Below are 23,658 nucleotides of genomic sequence, written 5' to 3'. Positions count from 1 at the left end.
GCGTCCCTCGCGGGCCTCAGTCGATACGCACCCAGTCGGCCGACAGGCGATTGTCGGCCCGATGGATCACCGTCACGTTCTTGCGCATGGCCCAGGGAATGACCTGGTCGTGCAGCGGAATATGGCCGAACTCCTGGGCATGGATTTCGAGCGCGCGGACGATGTCGGCGTCGCGCTTGGCCGGGTCGGTCTCGGTCTTGATGCGGTCGATGATCGCGTCGGCTTCCTTGTTGCTGTAGTCGCCCAGGTTGTACATGCCGTCGGCGCCCTCGCCCTTGGTGCGCACCAGGTTCTGCAGCGTGTACATGGCGTCGAAGGTCGGCACGCCCCAGCCGAACAGGAAGGCGCTGGTGTCGCGCGACTGCACCTTGGGGAAATAGGTGGCGCGCGGCATGGCGTTCAACGAGGCCTTCACGCCCACCTTGGCCCACATGCCCACCACGGCCTGGCAGATCGCCTCGTCGTTGATGTAGCGGTTGTTGGGGCAGTCCAGCGTGAAACTGAGCGTACCGTCATAGCCCGCCTCCTTGAGCAGCGCGCGCGCCTTCTCGGGGTCGTAGGGCACGCGCTTGTGCAGGGCTTCGGTCCAGCCATGCACCTGCGGCGCGATCATGGTGCCGGTCGGCGCCGACAAGCCGCGCATGACCGCGCGCTTGATCGCCTCGACGTCGATGGCGCGGTACAGCGCCTCGCGCACGCGCACGTCGGCGAACGGGTTCTTGCCCTTGACGCTGGAATACAGCAGCTCCGGGCGCTTCTGGTCGAAGCCGATATAGATGGTGCGGTACTCGTTGCCCTCCACCACCTTGGCCTGCTGGCGCAGGCGCTCCAGGTCCTGCGCGGCCGGATCGAGCACGAAGTCGATCTCGCCGGACAGCAGCGCGGCGGTGCGGGTGGCGTTCTGCTTGATCGGGGTGAAGACCACTTCCGTGACGTTGCCGATCTTCCTGTCCTTGTTCCACCACTCGGTGTTCTCGACGAACACCGTGCGCACGTCCACCTCGCGCGACTTCAGCTTGTAGGCGCCGGTGCCGTTGGTGTTGCGCGCCGCGAAGGTTTCTTCCTTGTTGACGAAGTCCTGCGGCTTGGCGACGTTGTGCTTCTCCGACCAGGCCTTGTTCATGATGAACACGTTGGGCAGCTGCCGCAGCAGCACCGGGTTGGGCGCGCTGGTTTCGATCTCGATGGTGTAGTCGTCGATCTTGCGCGCTTCCTTGATGCCCGTGGTGTACGCCTTGTAGTTCGAGGTGGGCGCCATGGCGCGATGGATCGAGAACACCGCATCCTCGGCGGTGAACGGCGCGCCGTCGTGGAACTTCACGCCCTCGCGCAGCTTGAAGCGATACAGCGTGGGCGAGACCTGGGTCCATTCGGTGGCCAGCGCCGGCACCACCTTGAAATCCTTGTCATAGGCCACCAGCGGTTCGTACACATAGCTGTTGGCGGCAATCGTCATGCCTTCGTTTTGCGAATGCGGGTCGAACGTGAGAATGTCGCCCTGCGAAGCCCAGCGGAAAGTCTTCGCCTGCCCGATCGACGGCAGGGCGCAAGCAGCGGCGATCGCGATAGCAATCATGGTGCGGCGCATGGTTAGCTCCTGACAGATATCTGAATGACCGCCGGATATTGCCGTAGCGCCGCTTCGCGCGTCAATTAGGGGTTTGTGCCGATACTGGGGGGGCACCCGCCGCCGCGGGCGCAGGCGCTCAGGCCACGCCGCGGCGGCGATCGCGGCGATACAGCAGATAGCCCAGCGGCCACATCAGCAGGACCAGCAGCCGCGCGGACGGCTGGGTCAGCCGGTACGCCTGCACCGCGGTGGGCAGGCCGGAGTTGTCCAGGTGCAGGCGAAAACGCGTGTAGCGCGCCGCCGCCATGATGAACTCCCGCGGCCGGTAGCGAAACCAGTCCAGGTGATGCTGCAGCATGTCCCAGGCCAGCAGGTACAGGCCCTGGATATTGCTGCTCAGGGATACGCCGCCCTGGCTCAGGCCGCCCGGCGTGTCGTGGTACACACGCACGACCCGGTTGATGAAGCGGCTGAGATAGCCGGCGCGCGAGATCGCCCACCACACCAGGCTTTCCGGCACGAAGCCGGCCACGTCCTCGGGAAACGGAAAGCGGCGCAGCACATCGGCGCGCATGGCGCCGAATTTCTCGCCCTGCACGCGGTAGCGGAAGTACATGTCCACCGCCGTGCTGTCGAAGACATCCTGCGGGAAGCGGTCGCCCACGATGGAACCGTCGGGCCGCGCGCACAGGCCGGTGACCGCCACATAGGTCTCGCGCCGGTCGGCGGGTATGCCCTCCCAGGCGTCCTTGAGTATGGCCAGGGCGTCGGGCGGGATTTCGTCGTCGCTGTCCAGGCCCACCACCAGCATGCCGCGCGCTTCGCGCACGCCGCGGTTGAAGGCGGTTTTCTTGTGCTGGTTGTGCTGCCACACATAGCGGATGGGAAAATCCGCCTGCGCCTGCCAGGCCCGCACCACCTCGTGCGTATTGTCGGTGGAACCATCGTCGACGACGACCCATTCGAAATCCCGACAGGTCTGGCGTTGCAGTGACTGGAACACTCGGTGCAACGTGACGGCCCGGTTATACGTGGGCGTCAGCACCGTGAATTGGAATTGCGAATCGATCATGCTCGTTTAGCCGGTACGCAACGGACGAGTCGGTTATGGGGGTGGCGCGAGAGTTGCAGTGTATGGGATAAGCCTCGCAGGCACACGCGCACTCCCTCTCATTTTGCAATTGAATATGTCATCTATTGGCATATTCTTACTTCGCTATAGGACGCGGTACACTCGCGCCGTACCTGTCCGACCCCGTCATGCAAGCGCAAACCGTCCAGCTCAACGATATCGCCCTGTTCGTCGAAGTCGCCAAGCGCAAGAGCTTCAGCCTGGCCGCCCGCGCGCTGGACATGCCGACGTCGACGCTATCGCGGCGCATCAACCAGCTGGAAAAGGCCATCGGCCTGCGGCTGATCAACCGCAATACCCGGCGCCTGGAGCTGACCGACGCCGGCACGGTCTATCTGCTACGTTGCCAGGGCCTGATCGACGAAACGCGGCTGGCGCGCGAACAACTGGAATCGCTGACGGGCCGCCCCAAGGGCCGGCTGAACATATCCATGCCGTATAGCCTGGCGATCTGGCTGCTGCCGACCTCGCTGGGCGCATTCCTGGACAGCTACCCCGAGATCGATTGCGAATTCGATCTCAACCTGAATGCCAGCGCGACCTCGCAGGGCGCCCCCTTCGACGTCATCCTGCGCTTCGGGCGCGACAGCGGCGACGACGAAACGCCGGATCCCAATACCGTGGTCGACGAAATCATTTCGCTCGACAGCTACCTGTACGCCTCGGAAGATTATCTGGCCCGCTACGGCGAGCCGCGCGACCCCGCCGACCTGGGCCGCCACGAATGCCTGCGCACGGCCATCGACCCGGAACATTCGCACTGGACGCTGCACAATGGCGAGCGCACCGAGCGCGTCGAGGTAAGCGGCCACGTGGCGGGCAACAACATCAGCGTGGTCGGCACGCTGGCCGGGCTGGGGCTGGGCATCACGCGCCTGCCGCATTGCCAGGCGCTCGATCCCGTGATCGAACGCAACTCGCTGCGCCGCGTACTGCCCCAGTGGCGGGTGCAGCCGATCTCCATCTACGCGGTGTACCCCTCGCCGATCCTGCCGGGCCGCACGCGCGTGTTCATGGATTTCGTCCGGCCGATGCTCGGACCCGCGCCGACCGGCCCGCAGCCGCGCGCCTGACCCCGGCGCCGCGCATAAAAAAACCGCCGGCAAGGGCCAGCGGTTTTTTTACCTGCAAGCAACGCAACTTACACGCGCTTGATCTTTTCCAGCATCTTGAAAACGCCCTTGGGCGACTTCACGAAAAGACGCTTGAAAGCCTTGCCCAGGCAACGGCGTTCCAGGGTGTTGCGACGCACGCGTTTGCGTTCGGCCATGATGATCTCCAGTGGGGTGGCCGCCGCGCCCGCCCCTGCCATTGCAGGCGCGAAAAGGCGACGGCGAAAATCTGAATAACTCGGCATTCTAGCCTGAAACAGGCGGGGCCGCCAAGCCGCGAGGGAGCATGGGCCCGGCCAGGCCGGCGCCACCGGCGGTCACGCCCCATCGGACAGTCTTCCTGGATCCTGGCCAGCAAGACATCAGGAAAATCTGCGATACTGTTTATTTATACAGCAAGAAAATCCGGACGCTGCGGCGCTGGCAAGGCAACGGTCCGGCCGTTGACTGCCCGCCGGCGCCGCGTTCCCGCATGGCGGCGCAGCCCGTACTCCGCCGCTGTCCTCCCTCAGGCTACGATTACGCCCCATGAGCTCCCAGATCCGCATCGTTGGCGCCCGCCAGAACAATCTCAAGAACCTCGACCTGACCATCGCCACCGGCGAACTCGTGGTGGTAACCGGGGTGTCCGGCTCGGGCAAAAGCTCGCTGGCCTTCGACACCCTGTATGCCGAAGGACAACGCCGCTACGTCGAGACCTTCTCGCCCTACGCGCGCCAGTTCCTCGACCGCATGGACAAGCCGCAGGTCGACCGCATCGAAGGCATCCTGCCGGCGATCGCCATCGACCAGACCAACCCGGTGCGCAGCTCGCGCAGCACGGTCGGCACCATGACCGAGCTCAACGATCACCTGAAGCTGCTGTTCGCGCGCGGCGCGCGGCTGTACTGTCGCGGCTGCGGCAAGCAGGTGCGGCGCGATACGCCCGAGTCGGTGTTCCATTCGCTGGCCGGGCGCGCGGCCGCGCTGGGAGATCCGCGCCTGGTGGTGACCTTCCCCATCGCGGTGCCGGCCAATTTCACCGAGGACGAGGTGCGCGGCTTCCTCGACCAGCAGGGCTACACGCGCGTGCATGCCGAGGAAGCCGCCAGCGCCGCCGCGCCCGCGCCCAAGGCGCGCCGCGGCAAAAGCGCCAAGGGCGCCAAGGACGGCGCCGCGCCGGTCGCGCGCCGCATCCTGCACGTCGTGCAGGACCGCTTCCGCTTTGCCGCAGCCGAGCGCGAGCGCGTCATGGAGGCGCTGGATACCGCGCTGCGCATGGGCGCGGGCCATCTGGCGGTGTACGCCATGGGCGAGGAAGGCGGCGCCGACCAGGCGGTCTGGAAATACAGCGACCGGCTGCACTGCGCCGACTGCGACATCGAATACACCGATCCGCTGCCCAGCAGCTTCTCGTTCAACTCGCCGCTGGGCGCCTGCGAAGCCTGCCGCGGCTTCGGGCGGGTGATCGGCATCGACATCGGGCTGGTGATTCCCGACGAGAACAAGACCTTGCTGGAAGGCGCGATCAAGCCGTGGCAGACGCCTTCGTTCAAGGAATGCCAGGACGACATGGTCAAGTACGCGCCGCGCGCCGGCATCCCGCTGTCGGTGCCATGGAAATCCATGACGCCCGAACAGCGCGGCTGGGTGCTGCACGGCGACCCCGACTGGAAAGGCGGCAACCAGGCCTGGAAGACGCAGTGGTACGGCGTGCACAAGTTCTTCGCGTGGCTGGAGAGCAAGGCCTACAAGATGCATGTGCGGGTGCTGCTGTCGAAATACCGCAGCTATACCCCCTGCCCCACCTGCCACGGCGCGCGCCTGAAACCCGACGCCCTGCTGTGGCGCCTGGGCAGCCGCGCCGAGGCCGATGCGGTGCTGCCGCCAGGCGAAGGCCGCTACCAGCGCTTCATGCCGGCCGGCACCAGCTGGAGCCGGCCGCAGCTCGAGGCGCTGGACGGCCTGTCCGTCCACGATGTGATGCAGCTGCCCATCGAACGCGTGCGCCGCTTCTTCGACGGCCTGCGCTTCGAGGGCGTGCTGGACGCCGCGGCCGACCTGCTGATGACCGAAGTGCGCGCGCGCCTGAAGTTCCTGTGCGACGTCGGGCTGGGCTATCTCACGCTGGACCGCCAGAGCCGTACGCTGTCGGGCGGCGAAGTGCAGCGCATCAACCTCACCACGGCGCTGGGCACCTCGCTGGTCAACACGCTGTTCGTGCTGGACGAGCCCTCGATCGGCCTGCATCCGCGCGACATGCATCGCGTGGTCGAGGTCATGCACCGCCTGCGCGACGCCGGCAACACGCTGGTGGTGGTCGAGCACGACCCGCAGGTCATGGTGGCCGCCGACCGCATCATCGATATCGGCCCCGGCCCCGGCGAGCGCGGCGGACGCATCGTGTTCGACGGATCGCCGGCACAGCTGCGCGCCGCCAATACCCTGACCGGCGATTACCTGGGCGGGCGCCAGCGCGTGGAGGCCCCCCGGCCCATGCCGGTGGCCAACAATACGCCGCGGCTCATCCTCGAAGGCGCCACCGCGCACAACCTGAACAACGTGTCGATCGAACTGCCGCTGGGCCGACTGGTGTGCGTCACGGGCGTGTCCGGCTCGGGCAAATCGACGCTGGTGCAGGACGTGCTCTACCCCGCCCTGCTCAAGCAGAAGGGCAAGCCGTCCGAAGCGCCCGGCGCGTTCGATCGCCTGCTGGGCGCCGAGCAGATCGCCGACGTGGTGATGGTGGACCAGACGCCCATCGGCAAGACGGCGCGCTCCAACCCGGCCAGCTACGTCGGCGCATTCGACGCGATCCGCAAGCTGTACGCCCAGGCGGCGCTGTCCAAGGAGCGCGGCTACACCGCCGGCACCTTCAGCTTCAACAGCGGCGACGGACGCTGCCCGACCTGCGGCGGCACCGGTTTCGAGCACGTCGAAATGCAGTTCCTGTCCGACGTCTACCTGCGCTGCCCCGATTGCGACGGCAAGCGGTTCCGCCCCGAAGTGCTGGAGGTGCGCGTCGAGCACCTGGGCAAGAGCGCCTCGATCGACCAGGTGCTGGAAATGACGGTCAGCGAGGCGCTGGAATTCTTCAAGGGACTGCGCGACGTGCAGACCGGCCTGGCGCCGCTGGCCGACGTGGGCCTGGAGTACGTGCGGCTGGGCCAGCCCGTGCCCACGCTGTCGGGCGGCGAGGCGCAGCGGCTCAAGCTGGCCGGCCACCTGGCCGAGGCGGCGCGCAGCGGCATCTCCACCGCCAAGGTTGCCAAGAAGGGCAGCCTGTTCCTGTTCGACGAGCCCACCACCGGCCTGCACTTCGACGACGTGGCGCGCCTGATGCGCGCCTTCCGCAAGCTGCTGGCCGCCGGCCATACGCTGCTGGTGATCGAACACAACCTGGACGTCATCCGCGCCGCCGACTGGCTGATCGACCTGGGCCCGGAAGGCGGCGACGCCGGCGGCGAAGTGGTGGGCGTGGGCACGCCGCAGGACCTGATGGCCAATGACCGCTCGCATACCGGCCTGGCGCTGCGCGACTACGAAGGCAGCATCCTGCCCGTGGCGCCGGTCAGCGCGCTGGCCGAGCCGGCCGCCGCCTATGGCGAGGAAGCCGGCACGCCGCTGCAATCGCTGATGCGCCGGCGCCGCCAGGCGGCCCAGTCCATCGAGATCCGCAACGCGCGCGAGCACAACCTGAAGAACGTCAACGTCGAGATCCCGCGCGACAAGTTCACGGTCATCACGGGCGTGTCCGGGTCGGGCAAGTCGACCCTGGCCTTCGACATCCTGTTCAACGAAGGCCAGCGGCGCTACCTCGAATCGCTCAACGCCTATGCGCGCGCCATCGTGCAGCCTGCCGGCAAGCCCGACGTGGACGCCATCTTCGGCATCCCGCCCACCGTGGCGATCGAACAGCGCACCAGCCGCGGCGGACGCAAGTCGACCGTGGCCACCATGACGGAAATCCATCACTTCCTGCGCCTGCTGTACGTCAAGCTGGGCACCCAGTACTGCCCCGATTGCAAGGTGGCGGTCGAGCCGCAGAACGCCGACCAGATCGTGGCGCGCCTGCTGCGCGAACACAAGGGCCAGCACATCGGCGTGCTGGCGCCGCTGGTGACGGCGCGCAAGGGCTACTACACCGACCTGGCCAAATGGGCAGGCAGCAAGGGCCACACCCATCTGCGCGTCGACGGCGCCTTCATCCCGGTCAGCCCCTGGCCGCGCCTGGACCGCTACAAGGAACACACCATCGAACTGCCGGTGGCCGATGTGGTGGTCGACCCCGGCAACGAAGCGGCGCTGCGCGATGCCGTGCGGCAGGCCCTGGAGCATGGGCAGGGCGTGCTGAGCGTGGTGTACCCGCTCGACCGGCTGCGCGCAGGCCTGGATGGCGATCTGCAACAGCAGCACTTCTCGGTCAAGCGCGCCTGCCCGTCGTGCGGCATCAGCTTCCCCGAGCCCGATCCGCGCCTGTTCTCGTACAACTCCAAGCACGGCTGGTGCGGCGGCTGCTTCGGCACCGGCCTGCAGCTGCAGGGCTTCGACGCCGAACAGACCGGCGAGGAAACCGCCTGGAACGCCTGGTACGAAGGCGAAGCCAGGACCTGCACGGTATGCCATGGCCAGCGCCTGAACCGCGTCGCGCTGGCGGTGCGCTGGCGCGACCGCTCGATCGCCGAGCTGGCTGCGCTGCCCGTCTCCGACGCCCATACCTTCTTCACCGGCCTGGTCACGCGCGGCCGCGAAGGCGAGATCGCGCGCGACATCCTGGCGGAAATCCGCGGCCGGCTCAATTTCATGCAGGAGGTCGGGCTGAGTTATCTGGCGCTGGACCGCGCCGCGCCCACGCTCTCGGGCGGCGAGGCGCAGCGCATCCGGCTGGCCGCGCAACTGGGCTCCAACCTGCAGGGCGTGTGCTACGTGCTGGACGAACCCACCATCGGCCTGCATCCGCGCGACAACCGCATCCTGCTCGACGCGCTGGCGCGCCTGGAAGGCAATGGCAACACCCTGGTGGTGGTGGAACACGACGACGACACCATCCGGCGCGCCTCGCACATCATCGATATCGGCCCAGGCGCGGGTATCCGCGGCGGCCGCGTGGTGGCGCAGGGCAGCGCGCAGGACCTGATCGACGCCCCCGAGTCGGTCACCGGCCGCTACCTGGCCAAGCCGCTGGCGCACCCGCTCAACGGCCGCCGCGCCGTCACCGCGGACACGCCCATGATCCGCGTGCACGGCGCGCGCCTGCACAACCTGCGCAGCGTGGACGCCAGCATTCCGATCGGGCGCCTGAGCGTGGTGACCGGCGTGTCCGGTTCGGGCAAATCCACCCTGGCGCGCGAAGTGCTGCTGGACAACCTGGTCCAGGCCGTGTCGCAGGGCAAGGCGCCGGGCTGGAGCGGCTGCGAACGCATCACCGGCTGGGAGGTCATCGATCGCGTGCTCGAGGTCGACCAGACCCCCATCGGCAAAACGCCGCGCTCGTGTCCCGCCACCTATGTCGGGTTCTGGGACGATGTGCGCAAGCAATTCGCCGATACGCGCGAGGCGCGCATGCGCGGCTGGACCGCGGCGCGCTTCTCGTTCAATACTGGCGACGGCCGCTGCCCGATCTGCGAGGGCCAGGGCATGCGCACCATCGAAATGAGTTTCCTGCCCGATGTGAAGGTGCCCTGCGACGCATGCAACGGCGCGCGCTTCAGCAGCGATACCCTGAGCGTGCAGATGCGCGGCAAGAACGCCGGCGAACTGCTGGCCATGGAAGTGGACGACGCCATCGGCTACTTCGCCGCGCATCCGAAAATCCACCGTCCGCTGCAATTGATGCAGGACGTCGGCCTGGGCTACCTGACGCTGGGCCAGCCCTCGCCCACGCTCTCCGGCGGCGAGGCGCAACGCATCAAGCTGGTCACGGAGCTGTCGAAGGCGCGCCTGACCGAAGGCGTCATCACCACCGGGCGCGCCTCGCGCGCGCCGCACACGCTGTATGTGCTGGACGAACCCACGGTGGGCCTGTCGATGGCCGATGTGGAGAAGCTGATCCATGTGCTGCACCGGCTGGTCGAAGCCGGCAATACCGTGGTGGTGATCGAACACAACCTGGACGTGATCGCCGAAGCCGACTGGCTGCTCGACCTGGGGCCCGAAGGGGGCAGCGGCGGCGGCCAATTGGTGGCCGAGGGTTCGCCCGAACACGTGGTAAGTTTGCGCGAGCGTTCGCACACCGGGCGCGTACTCAGTGAGTTCCTGCAGCAGTAGAAGCAATGGAATGCCGTTTTGAAGACCGGCTGGCCGGACGCGCCCTGCGCCTGGCCGGCGACCCGATCCGCATCGAGGCGCGCAGCGCCGACGCCGTGGCGCCCGCCCTGCGGGAGATCGAGCGGGCGCGCGCCGGCGGCCGCTGGATCGCGCTGCTGCTCGACTACGAACTGGGCGAATGGCTGCTGCCGGAGGCCTTGCGGGCGCCCGCGTCCGGGGCGGCGCCCGCGCCCCGCGAGGACGGCCGGGCGCGCCTGACCGCGCTGGCCTTCGAGCGCGCCGAGGTCGAAGCGCCCTGGCCCGCGCCCGCCACGCCGGCGGCGCGCATCGTCTCGGTCGCGCCGCGTATGGCGCGGGACGACTATCTGCGCGCGGTCGACGCCATCCGCGAGCTGATCGCCGCGGGCGAGCTGTACCAGGTCAACTACACCCAGCCGCTGGACGTGCGCATCGAGGGCGACCCCCGCCTGCTGTACCGGCAGATCGCGGCGCGCCATCCCGTGGGGAACGGCGCCTACATCGAGGACGGCGAACGCACCATCCTGTCGTTCTCGCCGGAACTGTTCGTGGCGCGCCAGGGCGAACGCCTGGTGACGCGCCCGATGAAAGGCACCGCGCCGCGGCACGCCGATCCGGCCGAAGACGCGCGGCTGGGGCGCGAACTGCTGGCCAGCGACAAGAACCGCGCCGAAAACCTCATGATCGTCGACCTGCTGCGCAACGACCTGGGGCGCCTGGCCACGCCGGGCTCGGTCAAGGTCGATGCCCTGTTCTCGCTGGAACGCTACCCCACCGTGTGGACCATGACCTCGACCGTCTCGGCCCATGCGCCGCACGCCGGCCTGGCCGACGTGCTGCGCGCGCTGTTTCCCTGCGGCTCGATCACCGGCGCGCCCAAGATCGCCGCGATGCGGCGCATTCGCCAGATGGAGGCGGCGCCGCGCGGGCTGTATTGCGGCAGTATCGGCTGGCTGGCGCCCGATGGCGATTTCTCGCTCAACGTGGCGATCCGCACGCTGGTGCTGGATCGCGCCGGCCACGGCGTGTACGGCGTGGGCGGCGGTATCGTGCACGACTCGGACGCCGCGCAGGAATGGCAGGAATGCCATTGGAAAGCGCGCATCCTGGGCTGACGCCGGCGCGCCGCTTGGCCTACACTAGCCGGGGCACCGCGCCGCAAGGAACCGCATGCAACCCGAGCTCATCGAAACCATCCTGGTCACGGCCGACCGCCAGCTGCCGCTGCTGGGGCGCCACCTCGCGCGGCTGCTGACCTCCTGCCAGGCATTGCGGTATCGCTGCAACGAGCCGGCCGTCGAATCCGCCATCATGGCCGCCGTGCGCGGCCTGCACGCCCCCGGTCCGCACCGGCTGCGCCTGCTGCTGGCGCGCGACGGCAGCCACGACATCCAGACCGCGCCGCTGGCGCCGCTGCCGCCCGACCAGGAAGTGATGCTGGCGCCGGAGGCGCTGGATGCCGACGAGCCGCTGCTGCGCTACAAGACGACCTACCGCCCCTGGTACGCCCACACCATCGAATGGCTGCCATCCCATCCCCGGGTGTTCGACCTGCTGTACCTGAACCAGCACGGCGAACTGTGCGAAGGCAGCCGCAGCAATGTCTACCTCGAACTGGGCGGACGCTGGTACACCCCGCCCATCGCCAGCGGCTGCCTGCCCGGCGTGCAGCGCGCCGAACTGATCGACCAGGGCAAAGTCCAGGAACGCACCCTCACCATGTCGGACCTGCGCAGCGCCGAATCGATCCGCCTGTCCAACGCCCTGCGCGGATGGATAGAGGTGCAATACCACTGACTCCGGTGCCTGTCCCCGCAGGGGGACTGGCACCGGCAAACTCCTTGCCAGTCCCCGCATGCGGACTGGCACCGGCAAACTCCTTGCCTGTCCCCGCTGCGGCAAGGGTGCCTGTCCCCGCGGGGACAGGCACCCCGCCCTACGCCATGCGCACTTGGCCGCCACGCTCACACCGTCATGCCCCCGCACACATACAGCACCTGCCCGGTGATGAACCCGGCGCGCGGGTCGAGCAGGCTGGCCACCGCATGGGCCACTTCGTCGGGACGGCCGACGCGGCCCACCGGAATGGCGGCTTCCAGTTGCCGCGTGCGCGGATCGCCCGGCGGGTTGGACTGGTTGAACAGCTCCGTGGCGATCGGACCGGGCGCCACGACGTTGACCGTGATGCCGGCCGGCGCCAGCTCCAGCGCCCAGGTGCGCGACATGCCGGCCAGCCCTGCCTTGCTGGCGCCATAGGCCGAACGGCCGGGCTTGCCCAGCGCGGCGCGGCTGCCGATATTGACGACCCGCCCGTAACCGCGCGCCCGCATGCCCGGCAGCAGCGCCTGCAGCAGCACCAGCGGCGCCACCAGGTTCAGCGCCAGCGTGCGCTGCATGGCGTCCGGCGCCACCTGGTCGATCCCGGCCACTTCGATCAGGCCGGCGTTGTTGACCAGATGCAGCACTTCTCGCTGCGCCGCCAGTTCGGTGGCCGCGCGGCGCGCCGCTTCGGTGTCGGACAGGTCGACCGGCACGAAGCGCTCGCCCGGCAGCACATCGGCCGGCTTGCCGCGGCTGAAGTTCACGACGTCATAACCATCGGCCAGCAGGCGTTGCGCGATGGCGCGGCCGATGCCGCGGCTCGCGCCGGTGACCAGGACGACGGGCCGGCTCATTGCGCGCGGATCCCGCGTTGCTTGATCAGCTCGCCCCACTTCTGGCGTTCGGCCTGCTCGAACTGGCCCAATTGCGCGCCGAACTTGTCGCCCGGCCGCGCGCCCATGGCGCCGAACTGGCGCGCCAGCTCCGGCGCCTGCAGCCCCTGGCGGGCCGCCGCCACCAGCTGCTCGACCACCGGCTGCGGCGTGCCGCGCGGCGCGTACAGCGCGAACCACGCCGTCACATCGAAACCGGCGACGCCGGCCTCGGCGAAAGTGGGCAGGTCGGGCACCGAGGGATCGCGTTGCGCCGAGGTGATGGCGATGCCGCGCACCAGCGAACCGTCCTTGATCTGCGCCAGCGCGCCGGGCAGGTTGTCGAACAGGAGATCGACCTGCCCGCCCGCGACCGCCGGCAGGGAGGCCGAAGTGCCCTTGAACGGCACGTGCAGCAGGCTGATTCCGGCCACGGCCTCGAAATAGGCGCCGGTCAGGTGCACCGACGAGCCCACGCCCGGCGACGCGTAGGTCAGTTTGTTGTCCTTGCGCTGGCGGGCCGCCTCGATCACGTCGGCCAGTGTGCGGTAGGGAGACCTGGCGCTGACGGCCAGCACGTTGGGCGTGGTCGACACCAGCGCGACCGGCACCAGGTCCCGGCCCGGGTCGTACGGCATGTCGGCGTAGAGGAATTGGTTGATGCTTTGCGTACCGATGGTGCCCAGGCCCAGCGTGTAGCCGTCGGGCTTGCTGCGCGTGACGTACGTCATGCCGACGTTGCCGCCGGCGCCCGGCCGGTTTTCCACCAGCACGGTCTGCTTCAGGTGCGGCTGCATCGCATGGGCGATGGCGCGCCCGAAGATGTCCGCCGCGCCGCCGGGCGGATACGGCACCACGACCGTCACGGGATGCTCGGGGTAGCCCGCGGCGCCTGCCTGCGCCGCCAGCGTCGCCATGCACGCGGCAATAAGGGCGCGGACTGCCGCCCTGCACGCGCGCCACTGCCCAGGTGTTCGCTTCATGCCTGCCTCCACTTGTATCCGTCGCCGGCTTTTTCTAAAGTACGTAAATACGTACTTTATTCATCTAAACATAAACGTCCAGGGCAGACAACCGCATGCGTGCCGCGCTTGCGCCCCTTCCGGAGGCCGCCATGCCCGCCGCTGAACTGTTCGCCACGAGGCTCGACACGCATGCCCGCGAGCGCCCAGAGGCCGTCGCGCTGATCGACCGCGACCGCCCCGTCACGCATGCCGCGCTGCGCGCCGGCGTGCTGGACCTGGCCGGCGGCCTGGCGGCGCTGGGCGTGCGCCGCGGCGAGCGCGTCGCGCTGTGGCTGCCCAATTGCGCGCACTGGGTGACGATGTTCCTGGCCTGCGCCCGCCTGGGCGCGCTGACGCTCGCGGTCAATACCCGCTTTCGCGCCCAGGAGCTGGGCGACATTCTCGGGCGCGGCCAGGCCGACTGGCTGGTCTACTGGCCGGGCTTCAAGGGCATCGACTTCGCCGGCATCCTGGCCGCCGTGCCGCCCGCCGCACGCGCGCGCCTGCGCGGCGCCATCGTCGTGGACGGGAGCGGCGCACAGGCTACCCCCGGCCCCGCCGGCCTGGCGGCCCACGCCCTGGCCGCGCTGCACGGCCCCGCTCCCTTGCCGGCGCCCAATGCCGGCGTGCTGTGCTTTACCACTTCGGGCACCACGTCGCTGCCCAAGTTCGTCCTGCACGACCAGGACACCCTGCTGCGCCATGGCGACGCCATCGCGCGCTCGTACGGTTATGACGACGACAGCCGCATCCTGGCCAGCGCCCCCTTTTGCGGCGCGTTCGGCTTCGCCACCCTGGTGGGCGCGCTGGCGCGCGGCGTGCCGGTGATATGCGAACCCGCGTTCGACGCGGCGCGCTCGGTGGCGGCCGTCCGCCGCCACCGCGTCACCCATACCTACGCCAACAACGAGGCCCTGGTGCAGATGTTCCGCCTCGGCGAACGGGCCGACTTCGCGACGGCGCGGCTGTTCGGCTTCGCCAGCTTCGCGCCGGCCCTGGGCGACCTGCTGCCGCTGGCCCGGGCGCAAGGCGTACCGCTGACCGGCCTGTATGGCTCCAGCGAACTGATCGCGCTGGTGGCGGCGCAGCCGCGCGAACCGGCCGATGGCGACGTCTCGGTGCGCTACGAGCCCGGCGGCGCATTGATCCACCCCGAGGCGCGCGTGCGCGCCCGCGATCCGCAGGACGGCCGGATCCTGGCCGATGGCGAATCGGGCGAAATCGAAATCCTGGCGCCCAGCCTGATGCGCGGCTACCTGGACAACCCGCAGGCCAGCGCCGGCGCCCTGACCGACGACGGCTATTTCAGGACCGGCGATCTCGGCTACACCCTGGGTACGCGGCAGTTCGTGTTCCAGACCCGCATGGGCGACTCGCTGCGCCTGTCCGGGTTCCTGGTCAACCCGGCCGAAATCGAACAGGCCGTCGAGGCGCTGCCGGGCATACGGGCCTGCCAGGTCGTCGGCGCCACCCGCGACGGCAAGACCGTGCCGTATGCCTTCGTGCTGCTGGACGCAGGCGCGAGCCCCGATCCGCCCGGCTGGATGGCCGCCTGCAGACAGGGCATGGCCGGTTTCAAGGTGCCGGCCGGCTTCCAGGTGCTGGAGGCGTTTCCGGTGGTCGAAAGCGCCAACTCGGCCAAGATCCAGAAACACAAGCTGCGCGAACAGGCCGAGGCCTTGCTCGCCGCCGCGCCTGCCGCCTGACCATGTCCGCCGCCCGGCTCTTTGCCCGCAGTCCCCAGCCGCTGTACCTGCAAGCCGCGGCGGTATTCCGCGGCCACATCCAGACCGGCGTCTGGCGGCCCGGCCGGCAGATCCCGCCGCTGGATGCGCTGGCGGCCCGCTACGGCATCGCCCGCTCGACCGTGCGGCAGGCGCTCGGCCTGCTGGAGGCCGACGGCCTGATCCGCCGCTCGCGCGGCAGCGGCACCTTCGTCGAGGACACCCTGCCCGAAACCCCCACGCTGCTCATCCCCAAGAACTGGGCCGAGACCGTGGCCCTGAGCAGGCAGCTGGGCACCGTGGCGCTGCACGAATCCAGTGCGCAGCAGCCGCTGCCCGACGACCTGGGCATACCCTGCGACTTCGCCCGCGACGGCCGCTTCCAATACCTGCGCCGCCTGCACACCGCCGCCGCCGGCCCGTTCTGCTTCAGCGAGGTCTACCTGGAAAGCGCGCTGTTCCGCAAGCACCGCGCCGAGATCCGCGCCAGCACCGTCGCGCCCGTGCTGGACCGCCACTACCGGGCACGGCTCAGCCACGCGCGCCAGGTGCTCAACGTCATCGAGGCCGGCGCCGCGTCGGCCCAGGCCCTGCGCATTCCCGTATCCGCGCCGGTGGCCGAACTGCGCCGCTACGTCTGCATCGACGCGCGCATCGTCTACTTCGCCCGCCTGGAATTCCCCTTCCACAAGGTGCGGATGGAATTCGACCTCCTTCCATAAGAAGGCGTGCCTGTCCCCGTATGGGGACAGGCGCCCGCCAACTTACCGGGGTGCCTCTTCCCGCAGGAATCCGGGTGCCTGTCCCAGCGGGGACAGGCACCCCGTCATACGCCAGCACGCTTGACCGCAGCGTACCGGCGCGCCGGCGCCACTGCTCAAGCGCCCGGCTTGCCCACCACCCATCGCAGCACTTCGTTGGCCGCGGCCAGGCCCATGGCGGCGGTCACGGTGACGACCGAGCCGTAGCCGGCGCACGACAGGCCCTGGGGGGCCGCGCGGGTCCCGGCCGCGCCCATATCGTCCTCGCCCTCGACGGCGCGGGTCCAGGCGTCGGGCAGGATGGCGGGCTGGTCGAACCACAAGGCACGCACGCCCATGCGCGGCACCCGTTTGCGGACCTTGCCGTTGGCGTCCGAGGCCCGGGGGAAGCCATGCTCGCGCCGCAGCTTGTTGCGCAGCTTGGCCAGCAGCGCGTCGTTGACGGCTTCGGACAGGTCGCCGGCGCGCAGCGCCAGCGGGTCGGTCTTGCCGCCGGCGCCGCCGCACAGCAGCAGCGGCACGCCGCGCTGGCGCGCGTGCAGGATCATGGCGATCTTGGCCGCCGCCTGGTCGGTGCAGTCGACGATCGCGGCATAGGGACCGCCCAGCACTTGCATCACGTTATCGGGCGCGACGAATTCGTCGACACGGGTCACGGCGCAGGCCGGGTTGATCTGGCCGATGCGTTGCGCCATGGCCTCGATCTTGGCCTGCCCCAGCGTGTCCGACAACGCATGGATCTGGCGGTTGACGTTGGATTCGGCGATGTGGTCCAGGTCGATCAGGGTCAGGGCGCCCACGCCGCAACGCGCCAACGCTTCGGCGGTCCAGGAGCCGACGCCGCCCAGGCCCGCCACCGCGACATGGGCCCCGCGCAGGGCGGCCGGCGCATCCGGGCCATACAGACGGGCCAAGCCGCCGAAGCGGCGTTCGGCATCGGCCTCGCAGGCCGGCGCGATCACAGAAGGCTGAGAGTTCATGGGCGCCATTTTCCCATGCCGGCCCCGACGCGGGACGATAGGCCGGACTCGCCGCCGAGGCGGTTACGTTGCACATACGACACATTACCGCGCCGAAAGCCGCCGCCAGGCCAGGACATGCCCACGGCGAGGCTTGCGCCAACTGCTGCCAAATGCCGCCAACTGGCCGCCACCTGCGCCATACAGGCCGCCTACCTCGCGCCATGCGCGCCGGAGCGCGCGAGGCGGGCTGCTCGACATAGGCCGAAGTTAGGGACAGAATGAAAGCAGTTACGCCGTGTCTACCTCCGACCCTACCCCCTCGCGCCCGACCCATGGCCCCGAACTTTCGGGAGCAGGGTATCTGTGCCTGCTGGCCATGCTCAATCACATGGCCCTTACCGGGGGACGCATCACCGTCTCGCTGACCGCCCTGAAACTGGGCCTGTCGACCTTCACGGTCGGCATGCTGGTGGCGGTGTTCGCCGTGCTGCCTATGTTCGCTTCGGTGCATGCCGGGCGCTGGGTGGACAAGATCGGCGTCGTGCGGCCGCTGGTGATCGGCTCCTCGCTGGTCACCTTCGGCACGGCCCTGCCCTTCGTCTCGCAAACCCAGGCGGCGCTGCTGGTGGCGTCGTGTTGCATCGGTATCGGCTTCATGCTGCATCAGGTAGCGACGCAGGACCTGCTGGGACACGCCGAGCCGCGCGAGCGGCTGCGCAACTTCTCCTGGATGTCGCTGGCGCTGGCCGCCTCCGGGTTCTCCGGTCCGCTGATCGCCGGCCTGGCGATCGACCACCTGGGCACGCGCCTGGCGTTCGGCATGCTGGCGCTCGGCCCCATGCTGTCGCTGGTGGGCCTGTACCTGCTGCGCCAACCGCTGCGCACCATGAACGGCGCGCTGACCGGGGGCAGCAACCGCCCCGCCGAGCGGCGCCGCATCACCGAGCTGCTGGCGGTGCCGCCGCTGCGCCGCATCCTGATGGTCAACACCATCCTGTCGGGGGCCTGGGATACGCATTTGTTCGTGGTGCCCATCTTCGGCGTGGCGATCGGCCTGTCCGCCACCACCATCGGCGTCATACTTGCCGCCTTCGCGGCGGCAACGTTCGTCATCCGCCTGGTTCTGCCGTTCATCCAGACGCGCGTGCGCTCGTGGACGCTGGTGCGCGCCGCCATGGCCACCGCCGCCATCGATTTCCTGCTTTATCCGTTTTTCACCGACGTAGGCATGCTGATCGGCCTGTCGTTCGTCCTGGGACTGGCGCTGGGTTGCTGCCAGCCGAGTATGCTGTCCCTGCTGCACCAGTATTCGCCGCCCGGCCGCGCAGCCGAGGCCGTGGGCCTGCGCATGGCGCTGATCAACGCCTCGCAGGTATCGCTGCCGTTGACGTTCGGCGCGCTCGGTGCGGTAATTGGCGTGGCGCCCTTGTTCTGGGCCTATGCGCTCGCCCTGGTGGCGGGCGGCTGGGCCAACCGCAATCCCCCGCAAGAATCCGATTCCTCCAAGTCTTCGTGAATACGCAGTCCCCTCCGTCCCCGCACGATCCGCACGGCGCCGCCGCGCTGCCCTTTCGCCTCTGGACTGCCGAGGAGCGGCGCGCCTCGCTCGACACCGCGCTGCGCGAATGGCGCGACGGCGAAGACGTCTGGGTATACGGCTATGGATCGCTGATCTGGCGGCCCGACTTCGATTTCGTCGAGCGCAGGCTGGCCACCCTGCACGGTCATCACCGGGCGCTGTGCCTGTGGTCGCGCGTGAACCGCGGCACGCCGGAATGCCCCGGGCTGGTGTTCGGGCTGGACCGCGGCGGCTCGTGCCGCGGCGTGGTCTACCGCCTGGCCGGCCGGCAGGTGCCCGATTACTTCCCCGCGCTGTGGGACCGCGAGATGTCCACCGGCGCCTATCTGCCGCGCTGGCTGCGCTGCGCCACCGAGCACGGTCCGGTCAACGCGCTGGTGTTCATCATGAACCGCGCCAACCCGGCCTATATCCGCGCCTTGCCCGAACCCGAACTGCTGGCCATCGTGCGGCGCGCCTCGGGCCGCTACGGCCCCTGCACCGAGTACGTGGTGCAGACGGCGCAGGCGCTGCGCCAGGCCGGCATCCGCGATGCGCGCCTGGAGCAGATCGCGCGCCAGCTGGAGGCCGACGTCCATCCGCTGGGCGTATAGGGCCGCGCCCACGCGGGCGCGGCGTTGGCGGTACACTGACAGCCTTCCATCCAGCCGGTTCCGCAACAGCCATGTCCGTGTCCGATCTGCGCCAGAGTTACGAAAAAGGCGTTCTCGTCGAAGAGCAGGCCGCCGCCTCGCCGTTCCAGCAGTTCGCGCGCTGGTTCGACGAAGCCGTCGCGGCCCGGGTGCCCGAACCCAACGCCATGACCCTGGCCACGGTCAACGCCGAGGGCCAGCCCAGCGCCCGCATCGTGCTGATCAAGGGCTACGACGACGCCGGCTTCGTGTTTTTCACCAATTACGAATCGCGCAAGGGCCTGGACCTGGACGCCAACCCGCGCGCCAGCCTGCTGTTCTTCTGGCAGCCGCTGGAGCGCCAGGTGCGCATCGAAGGCGTGATCGAGAAAGTCAGCGCGGCCGAATCGGACGAATACTTCCACAGCCGCCCGCTCGGCTCGCGCCTGGGCGCCTGGGCTTCGCGCCAGAGCCAGCCCATTACCCGCGACGAGCTGGAAGCGCGCGAGCGCGAGTTCCGCGACCGCTACGGCGAGCATCCGCCGCGTCCGCCGCACTGGGGCGGCTACCGCCTCAAGCCGAACCGCTTCGAATTCTGGCAGGGCCGCCCGTCGCGCCTGCATGACCGGCTGCGCTACGAGCCCGACGGCAAACAGGGCTGGACCATCGATCGCCTCTCGCCCTGACGCGCCCTTTTGCCGCCATCGCCGCCTGAATGTCCGCAGCTTTCCCCCCCGCCTTTGACGCCGCCTTCTTCCGCACCGCGCTGGGCCGTTTCGCCACCGGCGTCACGGTCGTCACCACGGCCGGGCCGGACGGCCAGCCTGTCGGGCTGACCGTCAGCTCGTTCAACTCGGTGTCGCTCAACCCGCCGCTGATCCTGTGGAGCCTGGCGCGCACCTCGTCCTCGCTGGCGGCCTTCGAGCGCTGCCAGCGCTATGTGGTCAACGTGCTCTCGGCCAGCCAGATCGCGCTGGCGCGCCGCTTCGCCACCGGCAAGACGCCCGAGCGCTTCGCCGGGCTGACGCTGGCGCAGGCGCCGGCCGGCACGCCCATGCTGGGCGAAGGCTGCGCCGCCTGGTTCGAGTGCCGCAACCGCAGCCGCTACGAAGAAGGCGACCACATCATCATGGTCGGGCAGGTCGAGCACTGCGGGCACAGCGGCGTGCCGCCGCTGGTGTTCCACGCGGGCGGCTTCGATCTCACGCCGCCGCATGGCGGCGCTTCCAGCTGAGAGAATCTCCATGAGCACCGACATCGATTGCATCGTCATCGGCGCCGGCGTGGTCGGCCTGGCCATCGCGCGCGCCCTGGCCGCCGGCGGCCATGAGGTCCTGGTGGCCGAAGCGGCCGAGGGCATCGGCACCGGCACCAGTTCGCGCAATTCGGAAGTCATCCACGCCGGCATCTACTATCCGGCCGACAGCCTCAAGGCGCGCCTGTGCGTGCGCGGCAAGCACCTGCTGTACGAATACTGCGCCGCGCGCGGCGTGCCGCACCAGCGGCTGGGCAAGCTGATCGTCGCCACCTCCGACGCGGAAGCCAGCCAGCTCGACAGCATCGCGCGGCGCGCCGGCGCCAACGGCGTCGACGACCTGCAGCACATCGACGGCGCCGCCGCGCGCCGGCTGGAGCCGGCGCTGCACTGTACGGCGGCCCTGGTATCGCCGTCCACGGGCATCGTCGACAGCCACGCGCTGATGCTGGCCTATCAGGGCGACGCCGAGAACGACGGCGCGCAATTGGTTTTCCATACTCCGCTGATAGCCGGCCGGGTGCGCCCCGAGGGCGGCTTCGAGCTGGATTTCGGCGGCGCCGAGCCCATGACGCTGAGCTGCCGGGTGCTGATCAATGCCGCGGGCCTGCACGCCCCCGGCCTGGCGCGCCGCATCGAGGGCATACCGCGGGACAGCATTCCGCCCGAATACCTGTGCAAGGGCAGCTATTTCACGCTGGCCGGCCGGGCGCCGTTCTCGCGCCTCATCTACCCCGTCCCCCAGCATGCCGGGCTGGGGGTGCACCTGACGCTGGACCTGGGCGGACAGGCCAAATTCGGTCCCGATACCGAGTGGATAGCCACCGAAGACTACACGTTGGACCCGCGCCGCGCCGACGTCTTCTACGCCGCCGTGCGCAGCTACTGGCCGGCCCTGCCCGACGGCGCGCTGGCGCCCGGCTACACTGGCATCCGCCCGAAGATCTCCGGCCCGCACGAACCGGCCGCCGACTTCGCCATCGCCGGCCCCGCCAGCCATGGCGTGGCCGGCCTGGTCAACCTGTACGGCATCGAATCGCCCGGGCTGACGGCCAGCCTGGCCATCGCCGAAGAAACCCTGGCCCGCCTGGCCGCCTGAGCGCGCCGGCCGGCCCGTACCAACCCCTGCCCCATATTCTCCGACCATGCAGCACAACGACTACATCCTGACCCTGTCCTGCCCCGACCGCACCGGCATCGTGTTCCGCGTCAGCGGCCTGCTGTTCGAACTGGGGTGCAACATCCGGGATTCGCAGCAGTTCGGCGACGAAGAGACGGGGCGCTTCTTCCTGCGCGTGCACTTCGACCTGCCGCGCGCAGCGGCCGAAAGCGCGCTGCGCGAGCAGTTCGCGGCGCTGGCCAACGGCTACGACATGCAATGGCAGATCCACGACGCGCATCGCAAGGCGCGCCTGCTCATCATGGTGAGCAAGCAGGGCCACTGCCTGAACGACCTGCTGTTTCGCGTCAGCAGCGGCCAGCTGCGCGCCGAAGTGGCCGCCATCGTGTCCAACCACAACGACTATGCCAGCCTGGCGGCGTCATACGGCATCCCGTTCCACCATATGCCCGTCACGCCCGACACCAAGGCCGCGCAGGAGCGCCAGGTGCTGGAGCTGGTGGAACGCGAGCAGATCGACCTGGTGGTGCTGGCGCGCTACATGCAGATCCTGTCGGCCGACATGTGCCAGGCGCTGGCCGGGCGCGCCATCAACATCCACCACAGCTTCCTGCCCAGCTTCAAGGGCGCGCGCCCCTATCACCAGGCGCACGCGCGCGGCGTCAAGATCATCGGCGCCACCGCGCACTACGTGACCTCCGACCTGGACGAAGGCCCCATCATCGAGCAGGACATCGAGCGCGTGGACCACACCATGACGGCCGCCGACCTGACCCAGGTGGGCAGCGACATCGAATCGCTGGTGCTGTCGCGCGCGGTACGCAGCCACGTCGAGCACCGCATCCTGCTCAACCGCAGCAAGACCGTCGTGTTCCGCTGAACTAGGCGCGCACGGGCGGCGGCGCGAAATGGCGCAAGGCCGCCTGCAAGGCCGTTGCCTGCAGGGACGTGGGCGCCAGGCTGGGCCAGGCGATCTGGCACACCGAGCGCGCCTGGTGCTCGAACGCCACATAGCAGGTGCCGGCCAGCCCGGCCCGCGCCAGGCACGCCGGCACGATGGACACCCCCAACCCGCTGGCCACCAGCGCCGCGACGCTGAGCCAATGCCGCACCTCGTGGCGCACCGCCGGGTGAAAGCCGGCCGCCACGCACAGCGACAACACCGTCTCGTAATAGCTGGGCGAGGCGGCCTGCGCGAAGAACACGAAATCCTCCCCGGCCAGGTCGGCCAGGCGCAGCGAGCGCTGGCCTGCCAGGCGGTGCGTGTCGGGCAGGCAGACGACGAACGGCTCGGCCACCAGGTCGCGCGCGCTCACACCCTCGGGCGGCGGATTGGCATGGATGAAACCCAGGTCGAGCTCGCCGCGCCGTAGCGCCTCGAGCTGGTCGTGCGAATTGCGCTCGGCCAGCACCTGCTCCACATCGGGCAGTTCGGCGCGCAAGGCCGCCAGCAGGTCGGGCAGGCCCCGGTACAGCATGGACCCCACGAAGCCGATGCGCAGGCGGCCTTGCAGCCCGGCCTCGGCGCGCCGCACCAGCCGCCCCACCTCCTCGCCCTGGCGCAGCAGCGACAGCGCTTCGCCATAGAGCACGCGGCCGGCGTCGGTCAGCGCCACATGGCGGCTGGAACGCTCGAACAGGCGCGCGCCCAGCTGGGTTTCCAGCTGGCGGATGGCGTAGCTCAGCGGCGGCTGCGAGATATGCAGGCGCTGGGCGGCGCGGCTGAAATTGCGCTCCTGCGCCACGGCGATGAAATAGCGCAGCAAACGGGGCTCCAGGTCCATGCCTCCTCCTATCCATACTTTAATTGTATTGTTCTACACCAAAACGGTATTTGTATAGATATATCGAACGGGCGACCATGGCGGCAA

19 protein-coding genes are annotated in these 23,658 nt (G+C 69.2%); 12 read left to right on the top strand and 7 right to left on the bottom strand.

The window, feature by feature from the left end; genetic code table 11:
• Window positions 1-16 precede the first annotated feature (16 nt).
• Both EL288_RS04825 and EL288_RS04820 read right to left on the bottom strand, forming a co-directional pair.
• On the bottom strand, window positions 17-1,588 hold the full coding sequence (locus tag EL288_RS04825; RefSeq protein WP_003814273.1) for an ABC transporter substrate-binding protein: 1,572 nt from the start codon (window positions 1,586-1,588) through the stop codon (window positions 17-19).
• A gap of 118 nt (window positions 1,589-1,706) precedes the next feature.
• Complete coding sequence (locus EL288_RS04820) at window positions 1,707-2,642, bottom strand: glycosyltransferase family 2 protein (RefSeq protein WP_003814275.1); 936 nt, start codon at window positions 2,640-2,642, stop codon at window positions 1,707-1,709.
• Between the two features lie 188 nt (window positions 2,643-2,830).
• On the opposite strand from EL288_RS04820, the gene EL288_RS04815 reads away from it, so the two are divergent.
• A complete protein-coding gene (locus tag EL288_RS04815) occupies window positions 2,831-3,775 on the top strand; it encodes a LysR family transcriptional regulator (RefSeq protein ID WP_003814277.1) in 945 nt (314 codons plus the stop codon).
• 68 nt (window positions 3,776-3,843) lie between these two features.
• Here the strand turns inward: EL288_RS04815 and EL288_RS24520 are convergent, their stop codons facing one another.
• Entirely contained in the window at window positions 3,844-3,972 is a 129-nt protein-coding gene (locus EL288_RS24520) for a hypothetical protein (RefSeq protein WP_006226408.1), read from the bottom strand.
• A gap of 370 nt (window positions 3,973-4,342) precedes the next feature.
• Between EL288_RS24520 and uvrA the strand changes: the two genes are divergently transcribed.
• The 3 genes from uvrA to EL288_RS04795 are packed head-to-tail and all read left to right on the top strand — an operon-like array spanning window position 4,343 to window position 11,875.
• Window positions 4,343-10,060 (top strand): excinuclease ABC subunit UvrA, encoded by a 5,718-nt coding sequence (uvrA, locus tag EL288_RS04805; RefSeq protein ID WP_003814283.1) that lies wholly within the window; start codon window positions 4,343-4,345, stop codon window positions 10,058-10,060.
• A 5-nt stretch (window positions 10,061-10,065) separates the two neighbouring features.
• Window positions 10,066-11,193, top strand: a complete 1,128-nt coding sequence (locus EL288_RS04800) for an aminodeoxychorismate synthase component I (protein ID WP_010927018.1) — start codon at window positions 10,066-10,068, stop codon at window positions 11,191-11,193.
• Between the two features lie 55 nt (window positions 11,194-11,248).
• Window positions 11,249-11,875, top strand: coding sequence for an aminotransferase class IV family protein (locus tag EL288_RS04795; RefSeq protein ID WP_003814287.1), 627 nt, complete (start codon window positions 11,249-11,251; stop codon window positions 11,873-11,875).
• Window positions 11,876-12,042: 167 nt separating this feature from the next.
• Here EL288_RS04795 and EL288_RS04790 read toward each other — a convergent pair whose 3' ends face one another.
• Window positions 12,043-12,753, bottom strand: a complete 711-nt coding sequence (locus tag EL288_RS04790) for an SDR family NAD(P)-dependent oxidoreductase (protein WP_010927020.1) — start codon at window positions 12,751-12,753, stop codon at window positions 12,043-12,045.
• Window positions 12,750-13,754, bottom strand: a complete 1,005-nt coding sequence (locus EL288_RS04785; protein ID WP_003814290.1) for a Bug family tripartite tricarboxylate transporter substrate binding protein — start codon at window positions 13,752-13,754, stop codon at window positions 12,750-12,752. Before EL288_RS04785 ends, EL288_RS04790 begins: the two co-directional genes overlap by 4 nt.
• Window positions 13,755-13,849: 95 nt before the next feature.
• On the opposite strand from EL288_RS04785, the gene EL288_RS04780 reads away from it, so the two are divergent.
• A complete protein-coding gene (locus EL288_RS04780; RefSeq protein WP_172607920.1) occupies window positions 13,850-15,481 on the top strand; it encodes an AMP-binding protein in 1,632 nt (543 codons plus the stop codon).
• Window positions 15,482-15,483: 2 nt separating this feature from the next.
• Window positions 15,484-16,221: a GntR family transcriptional regulator gene (locus tag EL288_RS04775; RefSeq protein ID WP_033467697.1), complete on the top strand. Its 738-nt coding sequence runs from the start codon at window positions 15,484-15,486 to the stop codon at window positions 16,219-16,221.
• A 155-nt stretch (window positions 16,222-16,376) separates the two neighbouring features.
• Here EL288_RS04775 and EL288_RS04770 read toward each other — a convergent pair whose 3' ends face one another.
• Window positions 16,377-17,249, bottom strand: coding sequence for a tRNA threonylcarbamoyladenosine dehydratase (locus EL288_RS04770; protein ID WP_019247745.1), 873 nt, complete (start codon window positions 17,247-17,249; stop codon window positions 16,377-16,379).
• A gap of 268 nt (window positions 17,250-17,517) precedes the next feature.
• Here EL288_RS04770 and EL288_RS04765 point away from each other — a divergent pair, with 268 nt between their 5' ends.
• The 6 genes from EL288_RS04765 (at window position 17,518) to purU (ending at window position 22,667) form a co-directional block, all read left to right on the top strand.
• The gene (locus EL288_RS04765; RefSeq protein ID WP_003814298.1) at window positions 17,518-18,738 is read left to right on the top strand and encodes an MFS transporter; all 1,221 of its coding nucleotides are present in this window, start codon (window positions 17,518-17,520) and stop codon (window positions 18,736-18,738) included.
• A complete protein-coding gene (locus tag EL288_RS04760) occupies window positions 18,735-19,394 on the top strand; it encodes a gamma-glutamylcyclotransferase (protein ID WP_003814300.1) in 660 nt (219 codons plus the stop codon). Before EL288_RS04765 ends, EL288_RS04760 begins: the two co-directional genes overlap by 4 nt.
• Before the next feature lie 71 nt (window positions 19,395-19,465).
• Window positions 19,466-20,098, top strand: a complete 633-nt coding sequence (gene pdxH, locus EL288_RS04755) for a pyridoxamine 5'-phosphate oxidase (protein WP_003814302.1) — start codon at window positions 19,466-19,468, stop codon at window positions 20,096-20,098.
• A 29-nt stretch (window positions 20,099-20,127) separates the two neighbouring features.
• A complete protein-coding gene (locus EL288_RS04750; protein ID WP_003814305.1) occupies window positions 20,128-20,646 on the top strand; it encodes a flavin reductase family protein in 519 nt (172 codons plus the stop codon).
• Between the two features lie 10 nt (window positions 20,647-20,656).
• On the top strand, window positions 20,657-21,766 hold the full coding sequence (locus EL288_RS04745) for an NAD(P)/FAD-dependent oxidoreductase (protein ID WP_033447117.1): 1,110 nt from the start codon (window positions 20,657-20,659) through the stop codon (window positions 21,764-21,766).
• 46 nt (window positions 21,767-21,812) lie between these two features.
• Window positions 21,813-22,667, top strand: coding sequence for a formyltetrahydrofolate deformylase (gene purU, locus EL288_RS04740; RefSeq protein WP_003814312.1), 855 nt, complete (start codon window positions 21,813-21,815; stop codon window positions 22,665-22,667).
• Between the two features lies 1 nt (window position 22,668).
• On the opposite strand, the gene EL288_RS04735 is transcribed toward purU, so the two are convergent.
• Entirely contained in the window at window positions 22,669-23,571 is a 903-nt protein-coding gene (locus EL288_RS04735) for a LysR substrate-binding domain-containing protein (protein WP_003814314.1), read from the bottom strand.
• Window positions 23,572-23,658: the final 87 nt, after the last annotated feature.

The sequence above is a fragment of the Bordetella bronchiseptica genome, from assembly GCF_900636925.1.
Classification (GTDB): Bacteria; Pseudomonadota; Gammaproteobacteria; order Burkholderiales; family Burkholderiaceae_B; genus Bordetella; species Bordetella pertussis.
This window is presented reverse-complemented; position numbering and strand designations above follow the sequence as displayed.